Below are 26454 nucleotides of genomic sequence, written 5' to 3'. Positions count from 1 at the left end.
TGGTAGTTTGTAAAGTTGAGGGTTGGTAATGACTGTCTAGAGTTGGTGGTTGGTGGTTAGTGGTTAGTAGTTTGTAGCTGATAATTGGTATTTCTACCACGAACCTGAAACAGCATTCAGAATCCGCATCAACAACCACGAACCTGAATCAACATCCTGAATCAGCATCAACAACCACGAACTACGAACACTTTTCAATAATACCGAACGACTTCAAACCGCTCCAACTGAACCGGTTCGTCGGCGCCGATCCCCGCCTTGCGTTTGGCGATCGCCACTTGCTCCGCCGCGGTCTCCACCCCTTCGATATTCGGCAGAAGCAAGCCCCGACGGCCGCCCCGGCTGACGATCACGCCATAGCGATCGGGATCCAGCTGGTCCGGACCGTCAATGGCTTCGGCCGCTTGCAGGACATCGACGCTATAGGTCAGATCGGCCAGTTCTTCCGGTTCGACCGGGTCGAAACGGTGATCGTGGCTGGCGGCCGAGATGGCATTCTGGCGGATCTCCGCCGCCAGGTTCGCTTGGGTCGGTTCGATGGTCCCGATGCAACCCCGGAGTTGGCCGTGTTTTTTCAGCGAGACGAAGACCCCGGCCCGTTCGGCTGCATAATCGTCCAACTCTTCCGGTTGCGGCAAGGGTTGCTTCCGGACATGGGCCTCCACCACCCGCCGGGCGTACCGGACCAGCGGGCTCTCCGCGGCGCGGCGCGCCGCCACCGCCGCCGCTCTCTGCCCGAACAGCTCCGGGACCAGGCTTTCCCGGGACGCTCCGGTGGGATGAAAGGTCGCGACGCCGTAGCCCACGCCGAACGGCCCCTGATAACTATGGACCTTCACCCGAAATTCCTTCGCGTCGAAGGTCCCCAATAGCATAATCAAGCTCCGGAAGCCGCATTCGGCCGCCTTCTCCACCAGGACCGGATCGAGCCGGAAAAAGCGGGCGATGTCCTCCTCCCGCAACAGCTCCATGAGCTTCCGGTCGAATTCGGCGCCGCGCGGGTCATAGGGCGCGGGCGCTCCGGGCTGCAGGCAGTGGGACAGGTCGCCGCTGGCGATGATGGCCGTTTTCCGGCCCAGTTGTCCGGCGGCCTCGGCCACGGCCGTTCCAAACCGGTACAACTCCTCCAAGGGCAGAAAACTCAAGGGAATGACCACCAGTCTGGCCCGGGCGGCCCAGGACGGATCAAAGAAAGAAAGGGGCACCAGCACGCCGTGGTCCAATCCGGCGTCCCGGCCACGCGCCGCCTCCCGTTGCGGCAGCGGATATACCGGCAAGCCGGCCGTACGCCCGACAGCGGCGATCCGCTCCACCAGCTCCGGATCATTCTCCCAGCGCCAATCCTGTTGAACTCCGAATTGACGCAGATCGCCGGTCAGCTCGCCATCGGCATAAATCACCACCGCATCGGAGTAAACCGTGCCGTGCGGAGTGAAAACCACCAGAGTCTCCGGCGGATCCTCCGCGAGCAGCCGGTCGACCTCACCCAAGGCCCGGATGGTCTCCCCGACTTTGGCCCGCTCCGATTCCCGGCCCACCCCGGGCACGATTAACGGCGGATGAGGCACCAACGCGCCCAAATGGATCATTCTGACATCACTTCCCTAGATATTGTAAACCATTTTCAAACGGTAATACGCGGTGAGGGAACGGCTCCCGCCAAAAGGGGCCCATTCCGAATGAAGCTCCCAAGGCCGCTGTTTCCAGCGGAGCTTTACGATGACTCCGCTGGCGTCGCTATCGGGGACCGCGTCCGCCCGATAATCGGTACGGCGGAAGAAAACCTGGGTTGTCCAGGAAAACTTGGACAATGTCTTCCGGTATTCCAGGCTCAGAATCGCCGAGCGACGGCTATGATAATCCTCCTCGGCCGCTTCATCCTCCGCTTCGTCCTCGTCATCCTCATCCGGCACGGGTTGGATATCATCGGGATCCGCAAGGTAACCGATGTCCTCCAATTCCAGTTTTACGAGAATCCTCGTTTTCTGGGGTCGATCATGCGTCCAACTCAATTTCAGCTTCCGATCATCGCGATAGGGACGCAGTCCTTTCTCCCACTGGCTGATGCGATAGCTCCCAAAAAAATCATTCCGCGGCGAAGGGCTGAAGCGGCTCCGGAATTCATAATAACAGCGCCAGTAGTCATAATTGATCTTTTTATCGAAAGGATAAAAGCCGGTGACTTCGCGGTAGGCGAAACCGAGTTGCAGATCGCCGCGGCATTGCCAGCTGAGGTCCTCCTCCAACTGCCATTTGGTGGAAGTATAGATGCTTTGAGCCGGGTAGGTCTTCTGGGCATGGAGTACGCTACTGAAAAACCGCCAGGTTTCCCACAGATAATACGCGGAGAGCTCCTCCTGGTTCAGATGGTATTCATAGCGGCTCGACTCCGCCCTTTCCGCTTCCCGGATCTGCCAGGTATAATCCAGGTCGACATGGAGGTCGCGGCTGGGTAACCAGCGGTAATAAAGCCGCTCGCTGAAATAACGGTAATCCTCATTCCACTTGACTCCCGAGTGCAGCTTGAGGTTCTTGTTCCAGCGCGGAAAATCCAGCCTCACATTGAGAGCGGAATCCCCGGAATCCGGCTGCGGAGCGTAGAACGAACCCGCCACATCGTAGCGGAGCCAGTCGGCTTTGCCGCGCAGATTCAGATCAAACTTGTTCCGGAGCTCTTCCTCTTCCCGCCAATCGATTTGATATCCGAGCCGCGCGGCCCCCTGGTCCAAGGCGGCATACACCGGCCGGCAGCACGTCAAAAGCAAAATGCAAACCCAGAATAGTCTCAAGCCAATACCTCCAGGCATTTTCTGAAACTATTCGGGGTTTTACAATATTTTCCTTCATCTTTTGGAAATTTTTACTATAGAAATTCAACCTTAATCCAGTTCGTCGGAGAAATCCTCTTCAAAGGCTTCGCTATTCTCCAACAGATCCGTCACAAAATCCCAAATCTCATTGGCGGTGTCAATCACGTCCTCCGCTTCGGCCTCTTTGGGATTGACGGATAACAAGTATTCCAATTCCTCTTCGATCGAAGCGAAATCCGGTTCAATCTGCTGGCAAAGCTCGAACTGTTCCCGCAGGCGGGTCGGCGAGCGTTTTTCGTTGGCAATCAAGTAGGCCTGCAGCAGTTTTCCGACGCCCTGCTGGAGCAGTTGCAGACTCCGGGCCAAATCTTTGCCGCTTTCCTTCTCGGCCTGGGCCAAACATTGATCCGCCTCGTCAATCAAGACTTCAATGGTCGCAGAAATGGTCATCATCCCCCCATTGTTAATCCCTACATTATTCTGGAGCCATTCGCATTTCCCTGTCGCCATTCTTATTTTGAATGGGAGAAAATTTTCTTATACTCTCCGCTTGCACCCCCAGCCCCGGATCTTCCCAGGTCTCTTGCGAATGAACCTTTCCGGAAGATCGCTTCGCGAGTCCTTATAGCATATTGCAAAGCACCGTTTTTTAGCCCAGATCTTCGGGCCGCCGGATAGGGAAGCCAATACACTTGAACACCCGGGTAGCCTGCGACATATTTGCCTTGATTCTATCCGATGAAAAAGTTGAGCCAAAATCGCTCTCGCAAAGATATGGATAAAGGGCTGGCGCTTTCGCGACCAGCCCTTTCAGGATACCAAAACTTACGCCCGGATGAACTTATTTGGCCTTTCCTTTTCGGGTGCGGATTGCCACAGCCGCGGCCAGAACCAGGCCTTTGACAATCATTTGGCTATAGGGGTTGACGTTCATCAGATTCAGTCCATTATTCAAGACGTTGATAATCAGGGCGCCGATCAGGGTTCCGGCGATGGTGCCCTCGCCGCCGCTGATGCTCGCCCCGCCCAACACCACCGCGGCGATGGCGTCCATTTCAAAACCGGTACCGGCCAACGGCTGGCCGGAATTAAGGCGCGAAGCCAGGATCAAGCCGCTGATGGCCGAGGCCAAGCCGCACAACATATAGACCAGAATCTTGGTCCGGTTGACGTTGATCCCCGAAAGATGTACCGCTTCTTCATTGCCGCCCAAACCATAGATATACCGCCCGATCTTCATCTGGGTCAGCAGAATATATCCCAAGACATACACCACGATCATCACAATGGCCGGCACCGGGATCGGGCCCAGATACCCTCTTCCCAAAAAGACAAAGGATTCGGGAAGGTTGGAGATGGGATAGCCATTGGTGTAAACCAGCGCGATACCACGGGCGGCGGTCATCATAGCCAGCGTCGTGATGATCGGCGGGACTTTGAACCGGGTAATGGTCAAACCGTTGATCAGGCCGGCGACAATCCCAATCGCCAGTCCGGCGAGGATCCCCACCCAGAGACTATGCCCATTCACCATCAGGCTCGCGGCCACGGTTCCGGATAAGGCCACGATGGAACCGACCGACAGATCGATCCCGCCGGTGAGAATGACCAGCGTCATACCCACGGCAATGATGGCGTTCAAGGAGACCTGACGGGCGATGTTGATCAGGTTGGAAAAGGTGAAAAAGAAATCGCTGATAAAGGAGATGGCGATGCACATGAGGAGCAGGCCCAATAGCGCCCCGGCTTCCCTTTTTTCCAGCAAACCTTTGAGATTCTTGACGCCCTTTTCAAAAGCCACATTGGGTTGGTTCATATCTTTTCGCCTCCAGTTGCATAGGTTAATATCTGCTGTTCCGTGGTCTGCCCGCCGGGGAGCATCGCTTTGACTCTGCCTTCATGCATCACATAGATCCGGTCGCTCATCCCGATGATCTCCGGCAGCTCCGAGGAGATGAGAATCACCGCGATTCCCTGTTCCGCCAGGTGATTGATGATCTGATAGATCTCCCGTTTCGCTCCCACGTCCACGCCCCGGGTCGGCTCATCCAGAAACAGGATCTTGCTCCCGACAAACAGCCATTTGGCGAGGACCACCTTTTGCTGATTGCCGCCGCTCAAATTGACGACTTGCTGTTTGGGGCCGGGGGTCTTGATCCGCAAATCCCGCACATAATGATCGACGGTCTCCCGTTCCTTGGACCAGTGAAAGAAACAGCCGTTCATGATCTCTTCCAGTGCGGCGAAGGTCAGGTTCTCGCTGACGCTCATCTTGAGGACCAGTCCTTGCAGCTTGCGGTCTTCCGGGACCAAGCCGATGCCGGCCTCGATCGCGTCTTTCGGACATTTGAAATGGACTTTTTTGCCAAAAACCTCGATCTCCCCGACCGCCACGGGATCGACGCCAAAGACCGCCCGGGCGAATTCGGTGCGGCCGGCACCGACCAGGCCGGAGATTCCGACCACCTCGCCACGGTGAAACTCCATGCTGACATCGCGCAGCTTGGAATTGGAGAGATGCCTGACCGACAGGGCAATCTCCCCGGCCGTGCAGGTCCGTTTGGGAAATTCATCCTGAAAATCCCGGCCGACCATCATCGCAATCAGCTTTTTCCGGTCCGCCTCTCGGGTGATCAAGCTGCCCACGGTGCAACCGTCCCGCATCACGGTAACCCGGTCGGAGATGATGAACAACTCTTCCAGCCGGTGCGATATATAAATCGTGGTAACGTCTTTCTGCTTCAGGGAATTGATAATCCGGAAAAGATTTTCGATCTCATGCTGCGTGAGCGTGGCGGTGGGCTCATCCATGATGATCACATCGGCATTGACGGACAACGCCTTGGCGATCTCCACCATTTGTTGATAGGCGACGCTCAGCTTGTAAATGGGGGTTTTGACATCCAGATCTATATCCAGCTCTTGCAACAGAGCTTCCGTATCCCGATATAATTTTGGCCAATCGATAAAACCTTTGAGCGAACGGCCGGGCTCCCGGCCCAGATAAACGTTTTCAGCCACACTCAGATGCGGGATCAAGTTAAATTCCTGATGGATAATGCTAATCCCAAGTTCTTGGGCGTGTTGCGGCGATTTGATCTGTACTTTTTTGCCGTTCAAAATAATGGTTCCGTGATCCGGCCGGATGACTCCGGAGATCACTTTCATCAAGGTTGATTTGCCGGCTCCGTTCTCGCCGACCAGAGCCAACACTTCCCCGCGTTTCACATCCAACGAGACATTATTTAAGGCCCGGACGCCGGGAAAGTCTTTGACGATCTTCTCCAGCATTAGAATTGTATCTGACATCATTCAACCTCCTCGGGCTGATTGGAAAGGGCGCGGGAAGTTGCCCGCCGCGCCCTTTGCGACCTTAACCTGTCTTACCAGCTGAATCCTTTGGCATTCTCTTTGGTGATCAATTCCGATTTCACTTTAATCTCAGCCGGCACTTTCTGACCCTTCAACACTTTGAAGGCGACCTGCACGCCCTGGCGGCCAATCTCGGCGGGGAATTGCGAGGCGGTCGCGGCCAGAGCTTTTCCTTTCAAAATGGCTTCGACAGCGTTGGGGGAGCCGTCCACGCCGAGGATGAACATCTCGTTTTGTCTCCCGGCGGTCTCTACCGCGGCCAAAGCGCCGAGCGCGGTCGGGTCATTGATGCCGAACACCGCGTCGATCTTCTGGTGCGCCTGAAGGATATTCTCCATGACTTCCATGGATTTGGTCTCATTGGTTTCGCCGTTCTGCTCGGCCACGACTTTGATGCCCGGATACTTCTTGATTACATCTTTAAAGCCTTGGACCCGCTGCATTACCGAGGTGATCGGGGTGCCGTTGATGATAACGATGTTTCCTTTGCCTTTCAACCGTTTTACCAGGTACTCGCCGTCGAGCTTGCCCGCCAGGTAATTGTCGGTGGCGATGAAGCTGGTGACTTTGCCGCCTTCGGCGTTGACGTCCAGCGTGATCACGGGAATCTTGGCTTTGTTGGCAGCGACGACTGCCGGAGCGATCGCTTTGGAATCGACGGCGTTCAATAACAAGATATCGATCTTCTGCTGGATCATGTCTTCAACGTCAGAAATCTGTTTGGAGAGGTTGAACTGGGAATCGCCAACGATCAGTTTGGCGTTGGGATCCATCTTTTTCAATTCAGCCCGAATATTCTTTTCCATCGCTACAAAGAACGGATTGTTCATGGTCATGAAGGTAACACCGAAGACCCGCTGTTTGGCGGCGAAGCTCACCGTGGAAACCGACGCCAGGACGAGCGCAAATACGAGCAACAACACAACTGATCTCTTTCTCATGGATAATCGTTCCTCCCTAATGTTTTTCAGTGTCTGGCCAGACAATTTTATATATAAGCAAAATTCATGCCAACGGCTTCGAAACATCGCCGTTCCTTTCCTTAACAAACTGAAACAACTTTGTTTCGCGATCCATTCGGTAACATGGTTGTTACCCAAAGTTACATTTTGTAACTTTTGTAGGCTCCGCCACGCTCGAGATGAAGCTCCGGGGGTTATCCACAATCCCCATTTGCAAAATGAAAATGCCACGGGGATCAACGTTACACCAATCATGGAACGGTCCTCGTGGCATTCCGCTTCAACCTCGGCTTCGGCCGAGCAAACCACCTTACAGCAATCCGTACTTCGCCATCTTTTCGTATAAAGATTTTCGGCTGATCTCCAGAATCTCGGCCGCCCGGGTCTTATTCCAGCGGGCCATCTCCAACGCGGCCTGGATCTTCTCCTGTTCTTGCTTGTCTGTCAATTTCAACGACATCTGGGCCGTTTCAACGGCTGGCGGCGGATTCTCTTCCAGGTTCAACTGTTCTTCGAGATTGAAGCCTTTCTCCCCCAGGACCACGATGCGCTCGACGATATTCCGCAATTCCCTGACGTTGCCGGGCCAATGATAATTCTTGAGCATCTCCAGCCACTGCGGCGGGATGCTTTTCATGGGTTTGCTATATTCCTCGCTGTATTTCAGCAAAAAGTGTTTGACCAGCAACGGAACATCCTCTTTGCGCTCGCGCAGCGCGGGCATTAACAACGGCACGACGTTGAGCCGGTAATACAGATCCTCCCGGAAGGAACCGGCGTTTACCGCTTCCAGCAGATCTTTGTTGGTAGCGGCGATGATCCGGACATTGATTTTCACGGAATTGACCGCGCCGAGGCGGACCAATTCCCTTTCTTCCAGCACCCGCAATATCTTGGCCTGGGTGGCTAGGTTCATATCACCGATCTCATCCAAAAAGAGCGTGCCGCCGTCGGCCTGTTCGAACTTGCCGATACGCCGGGCAACCGCGCCGGTGAAGGCCCCTTTCTCGTAGCCGAACAGCTCGCTCTCGAGCAGGTTCTCGGGGATCGCGGCGCAATTAATCCCGATGAACGGCCGCTCTTTCCGGGGACCTTCCCGGTGAATGGCCCGGGCCACCAGTTCCTTGCCGGTGCCGCTCTCTCCCATGATCAGCACGGTCGCTTCGCTCGCGATGACTTTGGCGAGAGTCTGAAACAACCGTTTCATCGCCGGACTCTGCCCGATGATCCCTTCATAGGGTCCCGACGAGGAACTGGTTGCCGCCGCCGCGGGCGGCTTCAGATTTTCCGTGATTACGTTGCGTAAATTGCTGATCACAAACGGTTTGGTGATATAGTCCTTGGCGCCATACTTCATGGCCTGGACCGCGCTTTCGATAGTGCCGTAGCCGGTGACCATGACCACCGGCAACTGCTCATGGAGGGCCTTGATCCGCTTGAGCGTCTCAATGCCGTCCAGGCCCGGCATCTTAATGTCCAGTAACACAAGGTCTACCGGTTTCTCTTGAACGAGTTGGATCGCTTGCCAGCCGTCTCCGGCGGTCAGATTGGCGTATCCATCCCGGGCTAAAATTTCACAAAGGCTTTCGCGCATTCCCGCCTCGTCATCCACTACCAAAATTACCCGACGTCCCGTCATGAAAGCGCACTACTCCTTTCCTCACTGGCGATCTTCTTCAGACGGACGGTGAAGGTCGAACCCTTTCCTTCCGTGCTTTTCACATCAATGGTTCCGAAATGTTCCTGAATGATTCCGTAGCTGACGGACAATCCCAAGCCGGTCCCTTCGCCGACCTCCTTGGTGGTGAAGAACGGATCGAAGATCCGGCTGAGATGCTCTTTGGGGATGCCCCGTCCCGAGTCACAGAAGGCCAGATCAAAGCCTTGCCCGTCCCCGCTCTCGGCCAGCCGCACCGCCAACCGGCCGCCGCCCGGCATGGACTGGACCGCATTCAGGATGATATTCAGGAAGACCTGTTTCAGGCGGCTTTTGTCAGCCATCACCCAGGCCTCATCCAAGCCGTAATCCCGTTCCAAAACGATATTCTCCTTGCGCAGCTTGAACTCCACCAGATCCACGGTCTCCTCGATAATCTCCGGGAGATTGACCGGCTTGAAGCGGGTCTCGGACTGGCGGGAGAACTCCAGCAGGCGCTGGATGATTCCGGCGATCCGTTCGGTCTCCGACCCGATCTTCTTCAGGTAGGAATCGAGCTTCTCATCCTGAGTATCCATGCGGCAGACTTCGATATAATTCAGGATGATCCCGAGCGGATTATTGACCTCATGGGCCAGTCCGGCGTCCAGGTTGCCGATGGAGGCGAGCCGCTGGGAGATGGCCAGCTTTTCCTCGAGATTCACCCGGGAAGTAATATCCTCGATGATCATCACCACGCCGGCCGAGGACTGCTCCACATCCTCCAGCGGCGAGAAGCGGATGTTGGCGACGATCTTCCGCGTCCCGATCTTGCAATGGACTTTGGTCAGGATCTGGGTCTCGTGCGTCTCGATGACCCGCAGCAAATGCTTGTGGAGCAACGCGCCGTCCCCCAATTCCAGGAGATCTTCCAGGCTCCTGCCCACCAGCCGCTCGCGGGACTCGCCGAGCCATTTCTCAAATTCCAAATTGACCACGGTAATCCGGAAACCGCTGTCGACCACCACCAGGCTCATGGTCATGCTATCGACAATATTGGAAATATACTCTTTCATCTCGAAGAGATTCCGGTTGGCGTCCTCCAGTTGGCTCCGGCTCTCCTGGAGCGAGGTGGTCATCTGGTTGAACTCCGAAGCCAGGAGCCCGATCTCGTCCGAGCTTTCGACGGTGATCTTCTGGCCCAGATCGCCCCGGCCGATGGCTTGGACCGCGTTGACCAGCCGCAGGAGCGGTCCGACCGTCCGGCCGGACCAGAAATAGATGAGGACGAGCGCGATCAGCATCGCTCCCACCGCCACTCCGATCAGGATCCTGGCGGTCTCGTTGATCTTCTGGAGCGTTTTCAGGTAGGAGACCCCCACCGCCACGTAGTACTGGTCGTTGCCCTCGGCGTAGATGGGCGAGAATATGAAACTGTAGGGGGTCTTCTGAATCTTGATCTGAATCGGGTGCGCCAGATCCGAATGGGCCATCTCCGTCACTGGAAATCTGGCAATGGTCCCGTCCAAGAAACGGTTGTTCCGGAAAAAAGCCACCTCGGTTCCATTCACTCCGGAAACCTCTTTCAAGAAATTGGCGTCCAGATACTTGGTCAGGATCAGGTATCCCAAGAGCCGGTCGCGTTTTTGGATGGTGGAGGTGGATTGGAGGATGAACCGGCCACCCTGCAACAAATAACGGGTTCCGTCCCGCCGCGGCGCGCGGACGGGACTCGCGGCCGCATCCGCCGGCACGGCGGCCCCGGACGAGGCGTCCCTGGCCAATAGTTTATTATAGGCATCCCGCACTTCGATGTTGTCCACGTTCAGGCCGATCTTCAACTTCGTCAGATCCACGGACAACGAGTTTTGGACCGTGGCATACCCTTCCGGCGTCAGATACTTGTGATAGCGGAACAGGACGTTAGTGTACATCACCAGATTGTCGGTCTTGGCGTATTTCCGGCCGCGTTCCGCATACTGGGCCTCGATGGATTGGAGTTCCCGGATGATTCGGGCGGTCGACTCCCGGATCCGTTCGTGGGCATCCTTTTCATTTTGGGAAAAAACCAGCCGGGTGGCTGCGAAAGTGGAGACCAGCATCGGCAAAAGTACAATGGTCACGCCCAACAGCATCACTTTGGACCGAAATTTCATCTCAGCCATCCTCCCGCGAACCGTCCGGTCGACAGTCGCTTATACCTTACAATAAGTACGCATTTCCGACGGATAATCCTGCTTAATTTTTCTGGAAATCCGCCGGAAGCAATCCACTCCCGGGGGCGGATAAAGAAATGCCGTCGCTCGGCCAACGTCGCGACGGCATCCCCTACAACATTCCGTTCAACCGGGCTTTCAAGCCTTGCCCGCGGTGCCAAACAGGCGCATCGTCCCCGCGACGTGCTCCCGAACCGCGTCGATGGTCACCGGGATGAGTTCATGGTAAAAATGTTCCCCGCCGCTCAGGAACGAAGCCAATTTTTCCGCCACATCCTTGGCTAGGTAAGAGTAGTAATTGATCTTATTCACGCCGGCGGCGATGGCTTGACGGTAATCCGCTTCGGTCAACCCCGATCCGCCGTGCATCACCAAAGGCATGGCGGTCCGTTCCTTGATCAGCCGCAGCCGCTCAAAATCCAGTCTGGGTGCTGCCAGGTATTTGCCATGAATTGTGCCGAAGGCCACCGCCAGGGCGTCGACGCCGGTGGCGGCGGCATACTCCACCGCTTGATCCGGGTCCGTATAGATGGTATCGTCCGCTCCGTGAGCCGCTCCTTCGCCGCTCACCCTGGAGGTGGGGACGTGTCCCAATTCAGCTTCCACCGAAACGCCCCGCTCCTTGGCGAACTCCACCACGGCGCGGGTGGTCTGGACATTTTCGGCAAACGGCAACGTCGAACCGTCAAACATCACCGAGGAGAACCCCAGCTCGATCGCCTGCCGGATCACCGGCACATGCTGGCCGTGATCCAGATGGACGACCACCGGGACCTTGGCCCGCCGGGCCTCGTGGATCATGATCGGCGCAATCGCCTCCAGCGGAGTGAATTGAAAATGAACCTCGGCATGTTCCAGGATGACCGGCGCCCGTTCGGCCTCGGCCGCCGCGATGATCCCCCGGATCATCTCCAAACTCAGGGCATTGTAAGCTCCCACCGCATACCGCTTGGCATGGGCGTCCTTCAGGACTTCCGCAAGTGTGACTAACATCGGCATAACCTCCCTGCTTCTCTTGACTCGATGATTTGATTTTCAATTCTAACGATTGCAACCGGATGGAATCAGTGAAAGGTTGCTTGGATCCTCAGCTTATCCCGGTTTTCATCATACCCGTTTATCCTCATGAATGCAACGACATGGCTCCTCGGCGCGGGATCCGCCAACATAGCGTACGCTTTAACGTTTTTCGCAAAGCGTACGATTCAATCATGGCGCTGCATATCAGCCTTTCATAACATATTCGCTGAGAAATTGGAAATCCCTTTATCACATTGGCGCGCTTGACTTGGATGCGACGGGCCAGCGCGAGATAGGAGGCGTTTCAAACGCGCAAAAGAGCCATGGGCGGAAATCCCATGGCTCCGGTAAATCGTATCCTTCAATCGCGCTGCCGCGGGAGGTTATTTGAACACCAGTACCCGCTCTTCCAGCGGCATGAAGCCTTTTTCGCCGGCGGGCGCGGTGGGCTTCCCGAAGGGCATCTGGGCGATGAGTTTCCAAGCCTCCGGAATCCGCCACTCCTTTTTCACCTGGTCGTCGATGAGCGGATTGTAGTGCTGCAGGGAAGCGCCCAGCCCTTCCAGTTCCAACGCCGTCCAGACGATATACTGCAGAATTCCCGAGGACTGCTGGGACCAGACCGGGAAGTTATCTTGATAAAGCGGGAATTGATTTTGCAGGTTCGCCACGATAGTTTGGTCCTCGAAGAACAAGATCGTTCCGTAACCGTTCCGGAAGGAGGCGATCTTCTCCGCCGTCGGCGCGAAATCCTCCGGTGGGACGACCTTGCGCAAGGCTCCCTCCGTGAGATCCCATAATTTATGATGATGTTCATTCAACAACAGGACGGCCCGTCCGGTTTGAGAATTGAACGACGTCGGGGTATACTTAACCGCTTGCCGGATGCGCTCCAGAATTTTCTCATCGGCCACGGCCGGATCCTTGCCGATCCCATAAATACTGCGACGGTTCTGGATAGCCGCGTAAAAGTCGCTGGCCATTTGATTCCCCTCCCATGGAATGGATTGAAATTTTCGCGATTTTGCTGCTTCATCTCCATATTATTACGCGACATGATGCATATTAGAAATTTAATTCAACCTATATAGCGCCGCTCAAACTAATCGGGGCAGAAATGGCTTTGGTATGGGCGTTGTTGTTTGACCCATCAATCTTTCAAATTTTCGATAATCCTTCATTATTTGGTAAGAAGAGTTGAATTTTCACTCCAATACAAATGCCAATTCTTTACTGAGGGTTTTTTGCACTGGGCAAGAAGCCAGTACCGCCTCAATCCTTTTGCGATCTGATTCGGAAATAGCGCCATTTAATTCTACCTTTTTCCGAAATACGGTTTTATCCGGGTTTGAACGATCCAATTCTACGGTAACCGAGCAAGAATCGATTTTAATTCCCTGGTTTTCCAAGTACATTCGAAGTGAAATTGTCAAACAACTTGCCAAGGCCGCTTCCAATAGCTCATGCGGCCGAAATCCATTGTCATTGCCGCCTTTATCGCTGGTGGTATCGGCAATTAATTGATGAGTGGCATCTGTTATCAGACAGCTGTATGGTTCCCCGACGGGTGTAGCTTTTACCATGTTTATTGTTCCTTCCTTATTAATAGCAAAATTTTAGTAATTCTCTTCCGGTAGTTATACTTCCATATCCCTTCCATGCGAATTGCCAAACAATATTTTATGATATTATGTATTGTAATACATATTGGGAAAATTTGAAATACACAACTTATAGACAGATTTGCTCGGCGGGTTGTCTTATAAAAGCCAAGTGACTAAAGTCTTTACTAAACACTGCAACCTCAAAAAATTCCGGTCACACCCTGATCTTCTCCACTCCCCCGCCTATCAGCGCCACCCAATAACCGAATAAGATCCCATCCATCAGTCCCTCACTGTAAAGCAACTCATCCTGGCGGTTCATCCGTTCCATATAGGCGCAGTCGAGACGGTCCAATAACTTTTGGTCTTCCGGAGTCAATTTTCGTTTAGCTGTTTCATCAATTCCCCGCGGTGCTTCGCCCAGTTCCCGGTGTTCCGGATCGGAGTAGACGATCTCGTCGTGAATTTGGATAATCCTTAGTTGCGAGGCTAGAGATGGGAGCCTGCTATTTATACAGTAAGCGTCCAATAAGGTGGTGGATTTGAAAAGAGTAAAGCCCAAGGTATAATAGTGGCGGTGTTTATCGCTATTTGCAGTTGGTTTGAATTTCGGGGCTCCAAGGAAGGAAGTCTCTAAAAATTCAGGAAATTGCCTGAATAGAACCCCAGGTAGGTTTTTGAAGATGTACAAGAGATGTTTGTAGGGGGTTAGGCCATTGGCTTTCGCTGTTTCGATGATACTATACGCCATTGCGCTGACAGCGGCGCTTTTAGGACTTCCACTGAACAACCAGTTTTTCTGGCCGATCGTGACAGTTGTTGGAGATCGAACATTTTCCGTCCTCACCCTTTTAGAAATTTTTGTGGATATTGGCCACTTCTGCTCGGCTGATACTCGAAGAGCCAGATGGGATTTTGACAGTACTGGCCGGAGCTATATACCCACACGTATGAATTGGTGGTGTTTTAAGAAGGTTCATTTTGTTGCTGGGAACTCTTTGGTGGCGTGCTTTGAAGATAAAGCCAATGAAGCAATTTGTTTTAGATGCTATCCCCGGGAACGGAGATTAAGGAGAAATGCACCACTTATTTACGAAATTTTCTCAAATTAATAGTGTTTTTTGGGCTGTTTTTGCGTATAATAGGGATTAGGAGGTGAGAAATATGTTATTGGAACTTAAAATGAAAAACTTTCGCTCTTTTTATGAGGAAACCGTGCTATCCATGTTGGCTTCACTGCAAAGAACACACGAAGACTTCTTAATTAAGACTGATGGACGACGAATTTTGCCGTCTGCGGTCATTTATGGGCCGAACGCCAGCGGTAAAACAAGCATTGTGATGGGACTGGATTTTCTAAAATATGTCACTGGAAAAGGGAACATCCGAAAACAAAAAGACAATTTAATCTCCGAGATGATAGAGGTATTTCCGTTTATTCATGATTATCAAAAATATTCGGAACCGGTCAGACTTGAAGTGACTTTTTTGTTAGAAGGGGTAGAGTATATCTACGGGTTAAGTCTTGAATCGCGTTGGGAAAGCAAAGATGTTCGGGAAACGAAAAGATTAATTGCCAATGAGTATTTAATCGTTGATCAAAAAGACGTTTTTGTAAGGGATTATAACCAAGTTACCCTCATAAAAGATAAAAAGACATTAAAGTTTTATTCCGGGAAGACTTCTGTGAGTCTCTTGGAAACGTTGGAAAGTCAAATCAACGCCAACCTTGAAGCTACCGATTTATTTCTCTGCGGCGCTTTCAAAAGCGTGGTGAATAATGAATTAGCCGGCAAAGTCATCCGTTGGTTTCAGGAAAAATTAATTACGATAACCGATTTTGATGAAGCCAAGTTAGAGGTGCAATTGCCGGAGCATTTTACCAATCAAAAATTTATTCTCCGCAATAACGTCATGAATGCAATGTTGCGCCATGCCGATTTCGGGCCGCAAGACATCCGGCTGGAAGTGAGTCGTAATTCGGATTCGGAACAGAAAACCCAACTGCGGTCCCGTTATCCAATCCCGGGGAACCCTTTTGGCCAAGGTTTGGATATTAAATCTGAAATTTTAGAATCCAAAGGGACTATCAAAATGCTGGAGTTTTCATTCCCCTTTGTTCAAGCTTTAAAACTAGGATCCGTGTTGGTCGTCGATGAATTGGATGCATCGTTGCATCCGGATTTGGTGGCGGCGATTGTCAGTGTGTTCAATAATCCAAAGCTCAATACCAACGGAGCCCAGTTGATTTTTAATACCCATAACCCGATTTATTTAAATAAAAATATATTTCGCCGCGATCAAATCTTGTTTGTGGCGAAAGACCGGGACACCTACGAAAGTGAATTATATTCGTTGGCCGATTTTAAGACTTACGGGGAAAAAGCTGTGCGGGATGATGAACGATTCATGAAAAATTACCTCGCCGGGAAGTATGGCGCGATCCCGTTTGTTGATTTTGAAGCCGCTGTTCACCAGGCTTTACACGGTAAAGAAGGTGAATCCTAATGGCCGGGAAAAGCCGCCGTCAACCGCACGAACGGCGACAAATCCAAGTCTATCGGGGAGCATATGAAGGACTTCAAGAGGAACTTTATCTAAAGCATTTAAAAAAGCTTATTCATCAGTGTGAAAGTCGGACTTATAATGTGGATTTTCTCTTTTTTTGTTGTGGCGGCGGAAATCCATTGATTGTAGCAGAAAGGGCAGCAAGCGCTACAGTTTATCATGCCGAACACCAGATGAAAACTGCTATTTTTGACCAAGACTTGAAAGAGGGGCAGTTTCGTCAAGCTCTGGATAAGTGTAAAGAAAAGGAGGTTTTCCCGGCTTATAGCAACTTGTGTTTTGACCTTTGGTTGATTTTGCATAAATCCCGATTTGAACGGTGTGTTAATCAGCCGAGTCAGTATGCGCCGATAATCCGGGAGATTTATCATTTGCCGGCAGAAGCGGATATTAAAGAAGAAGCAACAATTTTGAATATACTGTCTCAGATTCAATTAACGGATGTATATCAAGCGATAACCTATGCAATGGAAATTATCCAAAAAAACTCAGAGGTCGGAGAACCATGCTTTACGGATAGATCGGTCAAATATTATCGGAACCCGGATCTCAGGATGCATCAATTTATCGAAAAAGTATTAAATGACACGGGGTGTAATTCATGCGCTTAAAATTTAAACATCAAGCTTTCCAAGCCGATGCGGTAGCGGCCGTGGTTGACTGCTTTGAAGGCCAACCGAACGAGGTTTCCCTGATATACTTTGGATAGAGGCCTTCCTCATGGTCTTTGACTTTTGCCGAATTTTACCTATTCGCTGTTTCTTTGAGAAGTCAAGAAATTCCAGATTTTATGCTTTCTCCAGTTTTCGCCATTCCGTACGCCGCTCTTTTTACGAAGTGCGAGAATTACGCTTTGAAGCAAGATAAAGAAGCAAAGCATTAGACCGGTAGTAATACTTTGCCAATACGGCTCTCTAAGTCCCGATGCAATTACAATATTGTTTATCGTCTTTAAAGACATCACTCCGAAAAGCGTACCGATAACGCTGCCGACACCGCCGGTTAATAATGTTCCGCCGATGATTGATGACGCAATCGCCTGCATTTCCGCCTGAGACGCATTCGACGCGTTTCCGGCTCCTGTGTGCAAGAGATAGACATAACCGGCTATTCCGGAAAATAACCCGCATAGTATATAGGAAAAAAATCTGGTGCGTTTAACATTTATACCAAGCATTAACGCACTCTCGCTGTTACCGCCCACAGCATAGAGGTTACGCCCGAAACGCGTCCATTTCAAAATCGCCCATACAGCTAATACAATCACTAAAGCTATTAATACACCCGGCTCAATTCTGGCGGGAATAAAATTACCGGATTTTCCGTAAGAACCGATGCCCGGAACGATAATACTAAAATTTTTTAGGGCCAGAAATGCTTCATTAGTCGCCGTATGCGGGGCGCTGCTGACGATGGTTGTCATTCCTCTTGTAAAGAACATACCCGCCAAAGTAACAATGAAGGGCTGTATATTCAAATATGATACAAGAAACCCCTGAATTATCCCAATCGCCAGTCCAATGCCCAAAGCCAAAATCATTGAGCCTGCAATACTTCCGCCACGGCTATCCAGAAAAACTACACAGGACATGGTTATTAGAGCGACCGTGCCTCCCACCGAAATATCTATGCCGGCAGCTATCATAACAACGGTGAGTCCGCAGGAAATCACGATTAAATACGCATTGTTATTAAAAATGTCTAAAAATTGCTGAATATTCAGAAACCCACCGCCCCAGATAATCATGGCAAGTACGTACATAACGACGAACGCGCTGATCGTTATGGTCAAAAGCAAAGCAGTGCTTGAAATAGGCTCCCTGGGTTTGTCTTCCTGTTTAAGAGTAAATATATCTTTAATTCTTTTTAATAATGCCATATCAATTTTTCTCCGTTATTTTTTTTCGGTTTTTTGAAGAGCCTGTCGCGCAGTTTAAGTGCCCATTCTTGTATAACCGGCGAACCAATTACAACGAGAGCTATAATAACTATTGCCTTATAAGCTTTTACTGCCGTTGATGAAACTTGCATAGCATAAAGCGTAATCGTCAACGCCTGAATAATGTATGCCCCTATCACTGACCCGGCTAATTTGAATTTTCCGCCGCTAAGGGCATTCCCTCCAATGGCAACTGCCAAAATAGCATCCATTTCAATATCCAGGAGAATGGTTTCATGGTTAATAAGCCCTATTCTGCAGACATTGATGGAACCCGCAATAGTAACACAAACACCAAGTATCATGAATACCAATAGTTTCATAAAAACAGGATTGATCCCGTTTAAACGGGCGGCTCTTTCATTTATACCAACCGATTGTATGTACAATCCAAGATTGGTGAACCTCAAGGCGAGTGTGACCAGTATCCCGAATACTATTATAATAAGAATGGGGGTGGGGATTGGGATACCCGGAATAAAACTACCTATATAGTTTAATAACGGACTTTCGACATTAGGCGTTGCTCCGCCGTTTATCCAATATGCTATAGGGCGTCCGGCAGTAAACAATATTAATGATGCAATCATCGGTTGTATATTGAATTTACTAACCAATGTACCGGTAAACAAGGCAAAAAGAATTGCAACAACAACGGCTGCCAATAATGACATAAGAATAACCGGCATTGTAATTTCATTTGCACGAAGCACTTTCACAAAAATACTGCCAGCTATTGCCGCTAATGCGCCCACGCTTATATCCTGTCCTTTCGTCACCGAGGTTACGAGCGTCATGGCGATTGCCAAAATAGCAAGCTCGGATGCTCCGTTCAATATACTGATTATATTTCCTGAAAGAACGGTGTTTCCGTAGTTGTTAGTTATTACACTTATGGAAAAAAATCCAACATCTCTGAATAAATTAAAAATTACAACTAAAAAAAGCGCAAATAACGGCATAGCCAGTTGAGATTGTGTCAGTTTCTTTAAACTATTAACCATTTTGAGCCGTCCCTCCCGCGATTGTGTGCATGATTTTCACCTGTGTCATTTCATCTCCCTTCAATTCGCCCACTATTTTGCGATCCCGCATGATGATGAGCCGTGAACATGTGGTAAGCATCTCCTCTATTTCCGACGAAATAAACGTGACGCTGACGCCCTCCTCGGCAAGCTTAAGCACGAGTTTTTGTATATCGACTTTTGTACCGACGTCAATACCGCGCGTCGGTTCGTCCAGGATAAGATACTGTGGATTTGTTAAGAGCCAACGGGCAAGTATTACCTTTTGCTGATTACCGCCCGAAAGTGATTTAATCGGCGTATCCATCGAAGCGGTCTTAATTCCTAATAATTTGATATACTTTTCTGCGAAAGCTTCAGCTTCACTTTTGGAAAAAGGCCTTAAAAAGCCTTTCAATACCTGTAAGGCAAGTATGATATTTTCACGTACAGATAAATCTTCAATGATGCCGTCCCCTTTTCTATCCTCGGGAAGATAACCGATACCATGCTTCATGGAATCCCCGGGTTTGGAAATCTTAACATCTTTTCCGTTTATCCTTACCTTACCGCCGGTAATTCGATCAGCACCGAATATAGCACGTACGCTTTCACTGCGGCCGGAGCCAAGAAGCCCGGTAAACCCGTTTATTTCTCCCTTATGAATTTTGAAGTCAAACGGCTTTATACCTTCTGCGCTCGATAATCCGAATACCTCATAAACAGGCGGGGCATCCTGAAAGAGTTGTGATTTTTTTCGATGCTGTAATTCGGAAATATCATCAAGCTCTTTACCCATCATCGCTGAAATAAGCTTAATGCGTGGCAAATCATTTATTTCGTAAGCTCCAACCAGCTCACCGTTCCGCAAAACGGTTATCCTGTCGCTTATCTCGTATACCTGTTCGAGGAAATGCGTTATAAAGATGATGCCAACACCACGAGACTTTAATTCCCGCATAAGAGTAAAAAGTAATGCAACCTCCTGCTCATCCAGCGAGGAAGTAGGTTCATCCAGAATAAGTACCTTGCATTCCATATCAACTGCACGGGCAACAGCTACCATTTGCTGTATAGCCAGCGAGCAAGTGCCAAGTTGCCGGGTAGCGCTTACCGGGATATTAAGCTTAGTAAGAATTTCTGTTGCCTTCTTTTCTCTTGAACGCCAGTTTATAAAACGGTAGTTGCCTCGTCCGATAAACATATTTTCAGCAACTGTAAGGTTCGGGCAGAGTGTTATCTCCTGATAAACTGTGCTAATACCTAAATTCTGAGCCTCTTGAGGCGATTTTATCGTAATTTCTTTTTCAATTCCTGCTATTTTGATTTGCCCAAAATCTTTCTGATATACGCCTGTTAAGACTTTGACTAAAGTTGACTTACCGGCTCCATTTTCACCCATCAGAGCGTGAATTTCACCCTTACAAAGGGTAAAGTCTACATTATGTAAGGCCCGGACACCTGGGAAAGTTTTGCTAATTCCACGCATAGATAAAACGATGTCATTCTTCATTTAAAACAAACCGCCTTTATGTTTTGGAATTTTATATAATGATCCCGATAAATCGGGATCATTATATACCTTAAAAGTGGGTTATCATAACTTGTCCTGATACAATTATATCAGGACAAAAAGCGGTCAAACCCACTGCTTTTAATTAACGGTGTGGAGTATGTGAGAAAAACCCGCACACTCCACGCCGCTTATAAATTGAAGAGACTTAATTATTGTCCAAGACCATAAGTATCAATATCTTTTTGAGTAATAGTTTTTGCATCAAAACCTTTTTCTTGAGAAATAACTTTCTTCGTTGTAAGTTTTCCACCTTTTTCAAGCTTCTTAATCATTCCGTCGATTACAGTTGCCTGGAAAGGACTGCACTGTCCATCATAGTTCCAGCGTTTAGCAAGAAGTTCTCTAAGCGCCCACTTGTTGCAGTCGAAACCCATTATAACAACTTGTTTGCCAACACCGTGTGTAATACCAGCTTCATCAAGCGCTGCGACAGCACCTTTAGCCATACCGTCATTTTCAGCATAGATAACGTTGAATTTCTTTTTGGAATTGATTACTGATTCGACAATTTTCTTGGCTTCAGCTTCATCCCAGGTTGCAGTCTGCTGAACGACTTTTTTCATTGTACCGGCCTTGAATTCTTTATCCAATGCGGCTGTACGGCCGATCTGTGCGTCACTACCCATTGCACCCTGAATGTGGATGACATTGTATTCAGGCAGTTTCTGTGCTTTTAGCCACTTAACAGCCGTATTGCCCTGATTTGCCATGTCAGAAACAACAGCTGCTTCATAAAGACTGTTAGGTGCATTTAACATACGGTCAAACAAAAACACTTTTATACCTGCTTCTTTAGCTCTTGTAAGAACTGAAGCCCAACCATCCGTAGCAGCTGCTGAAATAAGAATATAGTCCACCCCGTCTGTGATAAACTGAGACGCTGCATTAAGCTGTTCATCATTCTTCAAGCTGTAGAAGGTTGAAACCTCATACCCCTTTGCTTTTGTGAATACTTTTTCAAAGTCTGCCACATTCGCTGCGCGATATCCGGATTCAGACGGCGGATTGTTGATGATGCCAACCTTAATCAGACCGGATTTTGCATAACCTGTAAACCCAACCAACAAAGACATGACAAGGCCCAATACAAGAAACTTAATTTTCATACTTTACCTCCTAGAAAAAATATTTCATTTGTGTTAACGTCGACAAAATAATTATATCCAATTTAAAAACCATTTCACCATAGATGATTTTTGATTTTACTATAATTTTTTTTCGCTCCTTTATGCCCTTCGATAACAATGCTTAATCTAACGCGTTGTGCTAGTTGTGCTTGATAAAAGGCTTAAATTTTTACGGTGATGTCATGTGTTCAGGTCGGCCATGCTGCCAATGCCCCCACCCATTGGGCCTTTCAAAGCTGCCCGCCCTCCCCCATCACGCTATCAAAAAACGATAGCTATGGGGGAGGGGTCGAAGATGCCTAAAATCACGCGGCTATGGTTTTAGGCCCGTTTCTCCCTCCTCAGCGTTAAAAAATCTATGACTTTCCCCCGAATTGCCAGACACTCAGATAAAAGGTAGAATAAACGTAAGGAGCTGAGTGTTAAACGGAAAATGGGGTTAAAGGCACGGTATAAGCGAAAGTTTAAGGAAACCACCAATTCCAGGCACGGTCATCCGATTGCTCCGAATCTTTTAGACCGACAGTTCCAAACCGATAGGCCCAACCAGGTCTGGGTGGCCGATATTACCTACATTCGCACTGTGATTAACCCTGTCTGAGGGACAGGGTGATTACAAAAGCTCAGAGAAGCAAAAGTCGTTTTAAATTCTTTAATAAGCCAAATTTTCTAATTTGAAGACTTTTCACATGGCTTCTAAAGGAAGTAGAGAACTGCTCTAAAACACAAAAGGATACAATCGTCAAATCTCCTTCCGAATAGCACATTATCATCACGTTTTCATACGGTTCTTTACCTGGCTATTTTACTTCCGGCGTTTTTTCATCCAATCTCCATCGAATTCAATATCATAATTCCCGCAATTAAGTACAATCTGTTATAATTGGTATATTGTAAAGATTCAATCATTTTACTCAACAATAGTATTATATTAGCGCCTGGAGTGTGAGCGATGGGAAACGATCTGATAATCGACGAGAATATGTACGGCCATGCTTTGGGGAAAAATGAAACGAGCCCGCTTCATATCGAACATTATTTCTTCAAGGAAAATGGAACGATTTTTCCGCCGCACTGGCACGAGCAGTTCATGCTGATGTACGTTAAAAAAGGAATGCTACTGTTGCAGTGCGGCAAGCAAAAGATTTTAGCCGAGCAAGATTCGATTGCCATTGTGAACCCCAATGAAATCCATTCCGGAGAGAATCCGGAATCGGATTTGGAGTATTATTCGTTGAAGATTGATCTCCTGTTGCTGCTCGGAAACCAGCCCGATCTGCAGCAAACGATGTATACGGAGCTGCTTTTGAAAAACCGAGTACGATTTGAAAATAAGATTTCCAATGATGACTTTCTGCTCGGCTGTATGAAGCATATCATCAAAGAGTTCGGGGAGAAAAAGGAGGGGTATGAACTTGCGCTAAGAGGATTAGGCTATCAAATATTAACTGCCCTGCTGCGCAAGTTTACGAAAACAGTAGCCGACCAATCCGAACTGGATATGCAGTACCGAAGGTTGAAGCAAATTAAGCCGGCGATTACCTATATGGAGTCGCATCTGGCAGATAAAATCACGCTGAAGAAGCTTTCGGAAGTTACGCATTTGAGCCCGATCCATTTTTCCAGAGTCTTCAAAACGGTGTCGGGATTTTCACCGATGGAATTTCTGGGCCGCATGCGTATTCAGAAGGCCTCGCAGCTCTTGGTGAATACCGACAAAACAATTGTTGAAATCGCAATGGATACAGGGTTTAATGATGGCAATTATTTTAGCCGTTTCTTTAAAAAATGCCGCAAGGAAACTCCTCGTGAATTCAGAGAAAAATATGTAAAAAAGTAGGCAGGTAAACACTGGGCTTTGAAACCCTTTGATGCAAGAACCAAAGCGGGCTGGTAGTTGTCGCCATTCACGATAATATCAGCTGATATAAAAGCCATGTGATAAAGTCTCCAATTCGGAAATCATCCTTTCAGAGGACTAAAAAACGACTTTATCACTTGCTTTTCTGAGTTTTTGTGTTCACCCTGGCCTTCGGACAGGGTTTATCACAACGCTTATAATAGTGGGTAAAAACAGCAGGACATTCCACCTTGGAGTGTCCTTTTCATTGTTATTTGATTCGACAACCTGCTCTCGATACAGACGCAGTATGATTTCATCTCCCGCTGTGCATGATAAGATTGTGCTATATTTCGATTGAATCATTCAGGCGTTGAAAATGCGAACATGATAAAGTGATTAGGTAATGGTATAAACGAAAACCTAGAATTGCATTTAGGGATTGTTGCTGATGCTGAAATAATTAAAATTGAAAGGTGGAAGTCATATGAAACTTTCGGGCAACACCATACTCATTACGGGTGGAGGTTCCGGAATCGGGCTGGCTTTTGCGGAACGCTTTATCAAGCGCGGAAATCAAATCATTATTTGCGGGCGACGGGAAAACGTACTTCAACAAGCCAAAGAAAAATTCCCAGGCATCATTACCCGTAGATGCGATCTGACGATCGAATCCGAGCGTATAGCATTATTCGATTGGGTAACCGCCAATTATCCAGAGACAAATGGATTAGTCAACAATGCCGGAATTCTACAGCGCTTCAATGTATTAAAAGCCGATGCCAAGCACAATTGGAGCTACTTCAGCAAGGAAATTACGGCAAACCTTGAAGCGCCTATCCATCTCTCCCTGCTGTTCGCGCCATTCTTTGCTGAAAAAGGAGCGGCGGCTATTATTAACGTGACGTCTGGATTAGCGTTTACACCACTTGCGATTACTCCGATTTATTCGGCCACAAAAGCGGCACTTCATTCTTTTACGATGAGCCTGAGATACCAGCTTTCAGCTACAGCCATCGAAGTGATCGAAATAGCTCCGCCGGCAGTCGCTACGGATTTAAACGGAGCATGGCTGCATACGCGGATAGAACCGCTAGATGCCTTCGCGGACGGCATTTTCAAAGGATTGGAAGAAGGGAAAACGGAAATCGGATACAGTACTTCAGCAGACCGCTTGCGAATGTCGCGCGATGAAATTGACGAGTACGCAGAAAAGATGTACAACGCGATGAAAGCTGCAATCGAATAAACATAACACTTATGAGAATAAGAAAAGAATTTACAATATCAATACATTATGAAAAAGTACAACAGGAGGAATAAGAATGAAAGTGATGGCATTCATAGGGAGTCCAAGAAGAGATGGCAATACGGCCAAAATAGTAAATGCTATTTGTAAAGGTGCCAAGGAAAGTGGTCATGAGGTTGATGTTTACAATTTATCCGAAATGAATCATCAAGGATGTATAGCATGTGATGCATGTCAGCTCGAAAAGGTCGATTTTTGTTCAATGGATGACAAGTTAACAAAACTTTTCCCCCAAATCGTAAAAGCAGACTACCTTATTGTGGGAACACCGATATATATGCTGCAGGTTAGCGGAGTAACAAAAAATTTCCTTGACAGATTCCGTCCGTTTTTAAAGCCTGATCTGACTGCAAAACACTTGCCGGGGAAAAAGTACATCACCGTTACATGTAGCGGCGCGCCTGCAGCGGCATTCAGTAATGTGACGGAATATTTGAATCAACTTTTTGGTTACTTTGGGATGGAAAATGCCGGCAATATTATTGTCGGTGACTTAAACGAAAGAGACGATATGATACGGCAGTCTGAGATTTTAGAGGAAGCTGAAAATATGGGTAAAAAATTAAGTTAGTTTGATGGACTAATGAAGTTTTACCAATTTGGTAAAATAGAGCAAATATTTTTAAAGGGGCAACAGTCAATCGGGCTGATTGCCTTTGTTTGCATTAATGGACGCCTTTCTCATAGTAGCATAAACCTTCCGTTTGCCAAAACAACCTCGGTCCATAGCGGATCTCTCCTCATCTTCCGTTTCGGTAGGAAACACTCGGATAATGGTCCTTTTCAGCGAAGCGGCCGCCGCCGTTGACATTCAAGCCGACTATCAAAGACCGAGGTCTTTCAAAGCCCGGTGACAGGAAGCACAAATATTTTTTTCCCTGACGATTTTTACTCCTTCGGGACTCCCGCAAAAGACGCAAGCCGGTTCATATTTTTTCATGACAATCATGTCGCGATCGACGTAAATCTCAAGGGAATCAGCTTCATCAATGTTAATGGTCCGCCGTACTTCACTGGGAATCACAATTCTGCCGAGACAATCCACTCTTCGAACAGCCCCGATAGGTCTCATCATGATAGGTCCCTCTTTTCAGTTCCGTCAATGCTTCATCGCGCTTGAGTTTCTTGTCTTTACCCTTTTTCAATGGACCAACTTAAATAAGCAGCGCACCCGTCCATTTTCTTCCTGCCCGACCTTTCCCGACCCTCCGTCCCCCATCCCGGCCCTGCTAATATATCAGTCGATCCCCTCTCGTGTCAGGTATGGTCTTTCGTCCAACTCGGATCTTCTTCATCCTTGTTAGGATGAAAGCCATCCTTGTAAGGGATGCCTCGATCCTTTCAAAGGATCTTGCGATCCTTGTAAGGGATGCCATGATCCGTGTAAGATATAATGGAAGTGCCAGCATCCGATTCGCAAAACGTAGGTTAAACTAAGCGAGAGCTTAGAACAGAGCTACAATACGAAGGA

22 protein-coding genes and 2 pseudogenes are annotated in these 26454 nt (G+C 48.9%); 6 read left to right on the top strand and 18 right to left on the bottom strand.

The window, feature by feature from the left end; genetic code table 11:
- Positions 1-194: 194 nt before the first annotated feature.
- From amrA to EDC14_RS24675, 13 genes and pseudogenes are all read right to left on the bottom strand, one after another.
- Positions 195-1589, bottom strand: a complete 1395-nt coding sequence (gene amrA, locus EDC14_RS24730) for an AmmeMemoRadiSam system protein A (RefSeq protein WP_132017517.1) — start codon at positions 1587-1589, stop codon at positions 195-197.
- 15 nt (positions 1590-1604) lie between these two features.
- The gene (locus tag EDC14_RS24725) at positions 1605-2789 is read right to left on the bottom strand and encodes a hypothetical protein (RefSeq protein WP_132017515.1); all 1185 of its coding nucleotides are present in this window, start codon (positions 2787-2789) and stop codon (positions 1605-1607) included.
- 90 nt (positions 2790-2879) lie between these two features.
- Entirely contained in the window at positions 2880-3260 is a 381-nt protein-coding gene (locus tag EDC14_RS24720; RefSeq protein WP_132017513.1) for a HEPN domain-containing protein, read from the bottom strand.
- A 391-nt stretch (positions 3261-3651) separates the two neighbouring features.
- On the bottom strand, positions 3652-4626 hold the full coding sequence (locus EDC14_RS24715) for an ABC transporter permease (RefSeq protein WP_132017511.1): 975 nt from the start codon (positions 4624-4626) through the stop codon (positions 3652-3654).
- Positions 4623-6119: a sugar ABC transporter ATP-binding protein gene (locus EDC14_RS24710; RefSeq protein WP_132017509.1), complete on the bottom strand. Its 1497-nt coding sequence runs from the start codon at positions 6117-6119 to the stop codon at positions 4623-4625. Before EDC14_RS24710 ends, EDC14_RS24715 begins: the two co-directional genes overlap by 4 nt.
- A 74-nt stretch (positions 6120-6193) precedes the next feature.
- Positions 6194-7123 (bottom strand): ABC transporter substrate-binding protein, encoded by a 930-nt coding sequence (locus EDC14_RS24705; RefSeq protein WP_165908302.1) that lies wholly within the window; start codon positions 7121-7123, stop codon positions 6194-6196.
- A gap of 331 nt (positions 7124-7454) precedes the next feature.
- Positions 7455-8783: a sigma-54-dependent transcriptional regulator gene (locus EDC14_RS24700; RefSeq protein ID WP_132017505.1), complete on the bottom strand. Its 1329-nt coding sequence runs from the start codon at positions 8781-8783 to the stop codon at positions 7455-7457.
- A complete protein-coding gene (locus tag EDC14_RS24695; RefSeq protein ID WP_165908301.1) occupies positions 8780-10936 on the bottom strand; it encodes a sensor histidine kinase in 2157 nt (718 codons plus the stop codon). Before EDC14_RS24695 ends, EDC14_RS24700 begins: the two co-directional genes overlap by 4 nt.
- Positions 10937-11134: 198 nt before the next feature.
- Complete coding sequence (locus tag EDC14_RS24690) at positions 11135-11989, bottom strand: class II fructose-bisphosphate aldolase (RefSeq protein ID WP_132017501.1); 855 nt, start codon at positions 11987-11989, stop codon at positions 11135-11137.
- A gap of 410 nt (positions 11990-12399) precedes the next feature.
- Positions 12400-12999, bottom strand: coding sequence for a nitroreductase family protein (locus tag EDC14_RS24685; RefSeq protein WP_132017499.1), 600 nt, complete (start codon positions 12997-12999; stop codon positions 12400-12402).
- Positions 13000-13221: 222 nt separating this feature from the next.
- A complete protein-coding gene (locus EDC14_RS24680; protein ID WP_132017497.1) occupies positions 13222-13599 on the bottom strand; it encodes an OsmC family protein in 378 nt (125 codons plus the stop codon).
- 235 nt (positions 13600-13834) lie between these two features.
- Positions 13835-13975 (bottom strand): hypothetical protein, encoded by a 141-nt coding sequence (locus EDC14_RS26970; protein WP_165908300.1) that lies wholly within the window; start codon positions 13973-13975, stop codon positions 13835-13837.
- 232 nt (positions 13976-14207) lie between these two features.
- Positions 14208-14465 (bottom strand): annotated as a pseudogene (locus EDC14_RS24675) (transposase domain-containing protein); the annotation flags it as partial.
- A 319-nt stretch (positions 14466-14784) separates the two neighbouring features.
- Here EDC14_RS24675 and EDC14_RS24670 point away from each other — a divergent pair.
- Together EDC14_RS24670 and EDC14_RS24665 are read left to right on the top strand one after the other, a co-directional pair.
- Positions 14785-16128 carry an AAA family ATPase gene (locus EDC14_RS24670; protein WP_132017495.1) on the top strand — a complete coding sequence of 448 codons (1344 nt, stop codon included), beginning with the start codon at positions 14785-14787 and terminating at the stop codon, positions 16126-16128.
- Complete coding sequence (locus tag EDC14_RS24665; protein ID WP_132017493.1) at positions 16128-16799, top strand: RloB domain-containing protein; 672 nt, start codon at positions 16128-16130, stop codon at positions 16797-16799. The genes EDC14_RS24670 and EDC14_RS24665 overlap by 1 nt, the downstream gene beginning before the upstream one ends.
- Before the next feature lie 137 nt (positions 16800-16936).
- Here the strand turns inward: EDC14_RS24665 and EDC14_RS24660 are convergent, their stop codons facing one another.
- From EDC14_RS24660 to EDC14_RS24645, 4 genes are all read right to left on the bottom strand, one after another.
- Positions 16937-18067, bottom strand: a complete 1131-nt coding sequence (locus tag EDC14_RS24660) for an ABC transporter permease (protein ID WP_132017491.1) — start codon at positions 18065-18067, stop codon at positions 16937-16939.
- Complete coding sequence (locus tag EDC14_RS24655) at positions 18055-19131, bottom strand: ABC transporter permease (RefSeq protein ID WP_132017489.1); 1077 nt, start codon at positions 19129-19131, stop codon at positions 18055-18057. Before EDC14_RS24655 ends, EDC14_RS24660 begins: the two co-directional genes overlap by 13 nt.
- Complete coding sequence (locus tag EDC14_RS24650) at positions 19124-20644, bottom strand: sugar ABC transporter ATP-binding protein (protein WP_132017487.1); 1521 nt, start codon at positions 20642-20644, stop codon at positions 19124-19126. Before EDC14_RS24650 ends, EDC14_RS24655 begins: the two co-directional genes overlap by 8 nt.
- A gap of 212 nt (positions 20645-20856) precedes the next feature.
- Complete coding sequence (locus EDC14_RS24645) at positions 20857-21780, bottom strand: substrate-binding domain-containing protein (RefSeq protein WP_424337437.1); 924 nt, start codon at positions 21778-21780, stop codon at positions 20857-20859.
- A 490-nt stretch (positions 21781-22270) separates the two neighbouring features.
- On the opposite strand from EDC14_RS24645, the pseudogene EDC14_RS27855 reads away from it, so the two are divergent.
- The 4 genes and pseudogenes from EDC14_RS27855 to EDC14_RS24630 form a co-directional block, all read left to right on the top strand.
- Positions 22271-22417 (top strand): annotated as a pseudogene (locus EDC14_RS27855) (IS3 family transposase); the annotation flags it as partial.
- Between the two features lie 369 nt (positions 22418-22786).
- Positions 22787-23674 carry an AraC family transcriptional regulator gene (locus EDC14_RS24640; RefSeq protein ID WP_132017483.1) on the top strand — a complete coding sequence of 296 codons (888 nt, stop codon included), beginning with the start codon at positions 22787-22789 and terminating at the stop codon, positions 23672-23674.
- Between the two features lie 487 nt (positions 23675-24161).
- The gene (locus EDC14_RS24635) at positions 24162-24923 is read left to right on the top strand and encodes an SDR family oxidoreductase (RefSeq protein WP_132017481.1); all 762 of its coding nucleotides are present in this window, start codon (positions 24162-24164) and stop codon (positions 24921-24923) included.
- A gap of 76 nt (positions 24924-24999) precedes the next feature.
- The gene (locus tag EDC14_RS24630; RefSeq protein ID WP_132017479.1) at positions 25000-25554 is read left to right on the top strand and encodes a flavodoxin family protein; all 555 of its coding nucleotides are present in this window, start codon (positions 25000-25002) and stop codon (positions 25552-25554) included.
- A gap of 252 nt (positions 25555-25806) precedes the next feature.
- Here the strand turns inward: EDC14_RS24630 and EDC14_RS24625 are convergent, their stop codons facing one another.
- Entirely contained in the window at positions 25807-26055 is a 249-nt protein-coding gene (locus EDC14_RS24625) for an AbrB/MazE/SpoVT family DNA-binding domain-containing protein (protein ID WP_132017531.1), read from the bottom strand.
- Positions 26056-26454: the final 399 nt, after the last annotated feature.

It is taken from the genome of Hydrogenispora ethanolica (genome assembly GCF_004340685.1).
Taxonomy (GTDB): domain Bacteria; phylum Bacillota; class UBA4882; order UBA8346; family UBA8346; genus Hydrogenispora; species Hydrogenispora ethanolica.
Note: the sequence above shows the minus strand (reverse complement) of the source record. Positions and strands in the feature narration are given on the sequence as shown.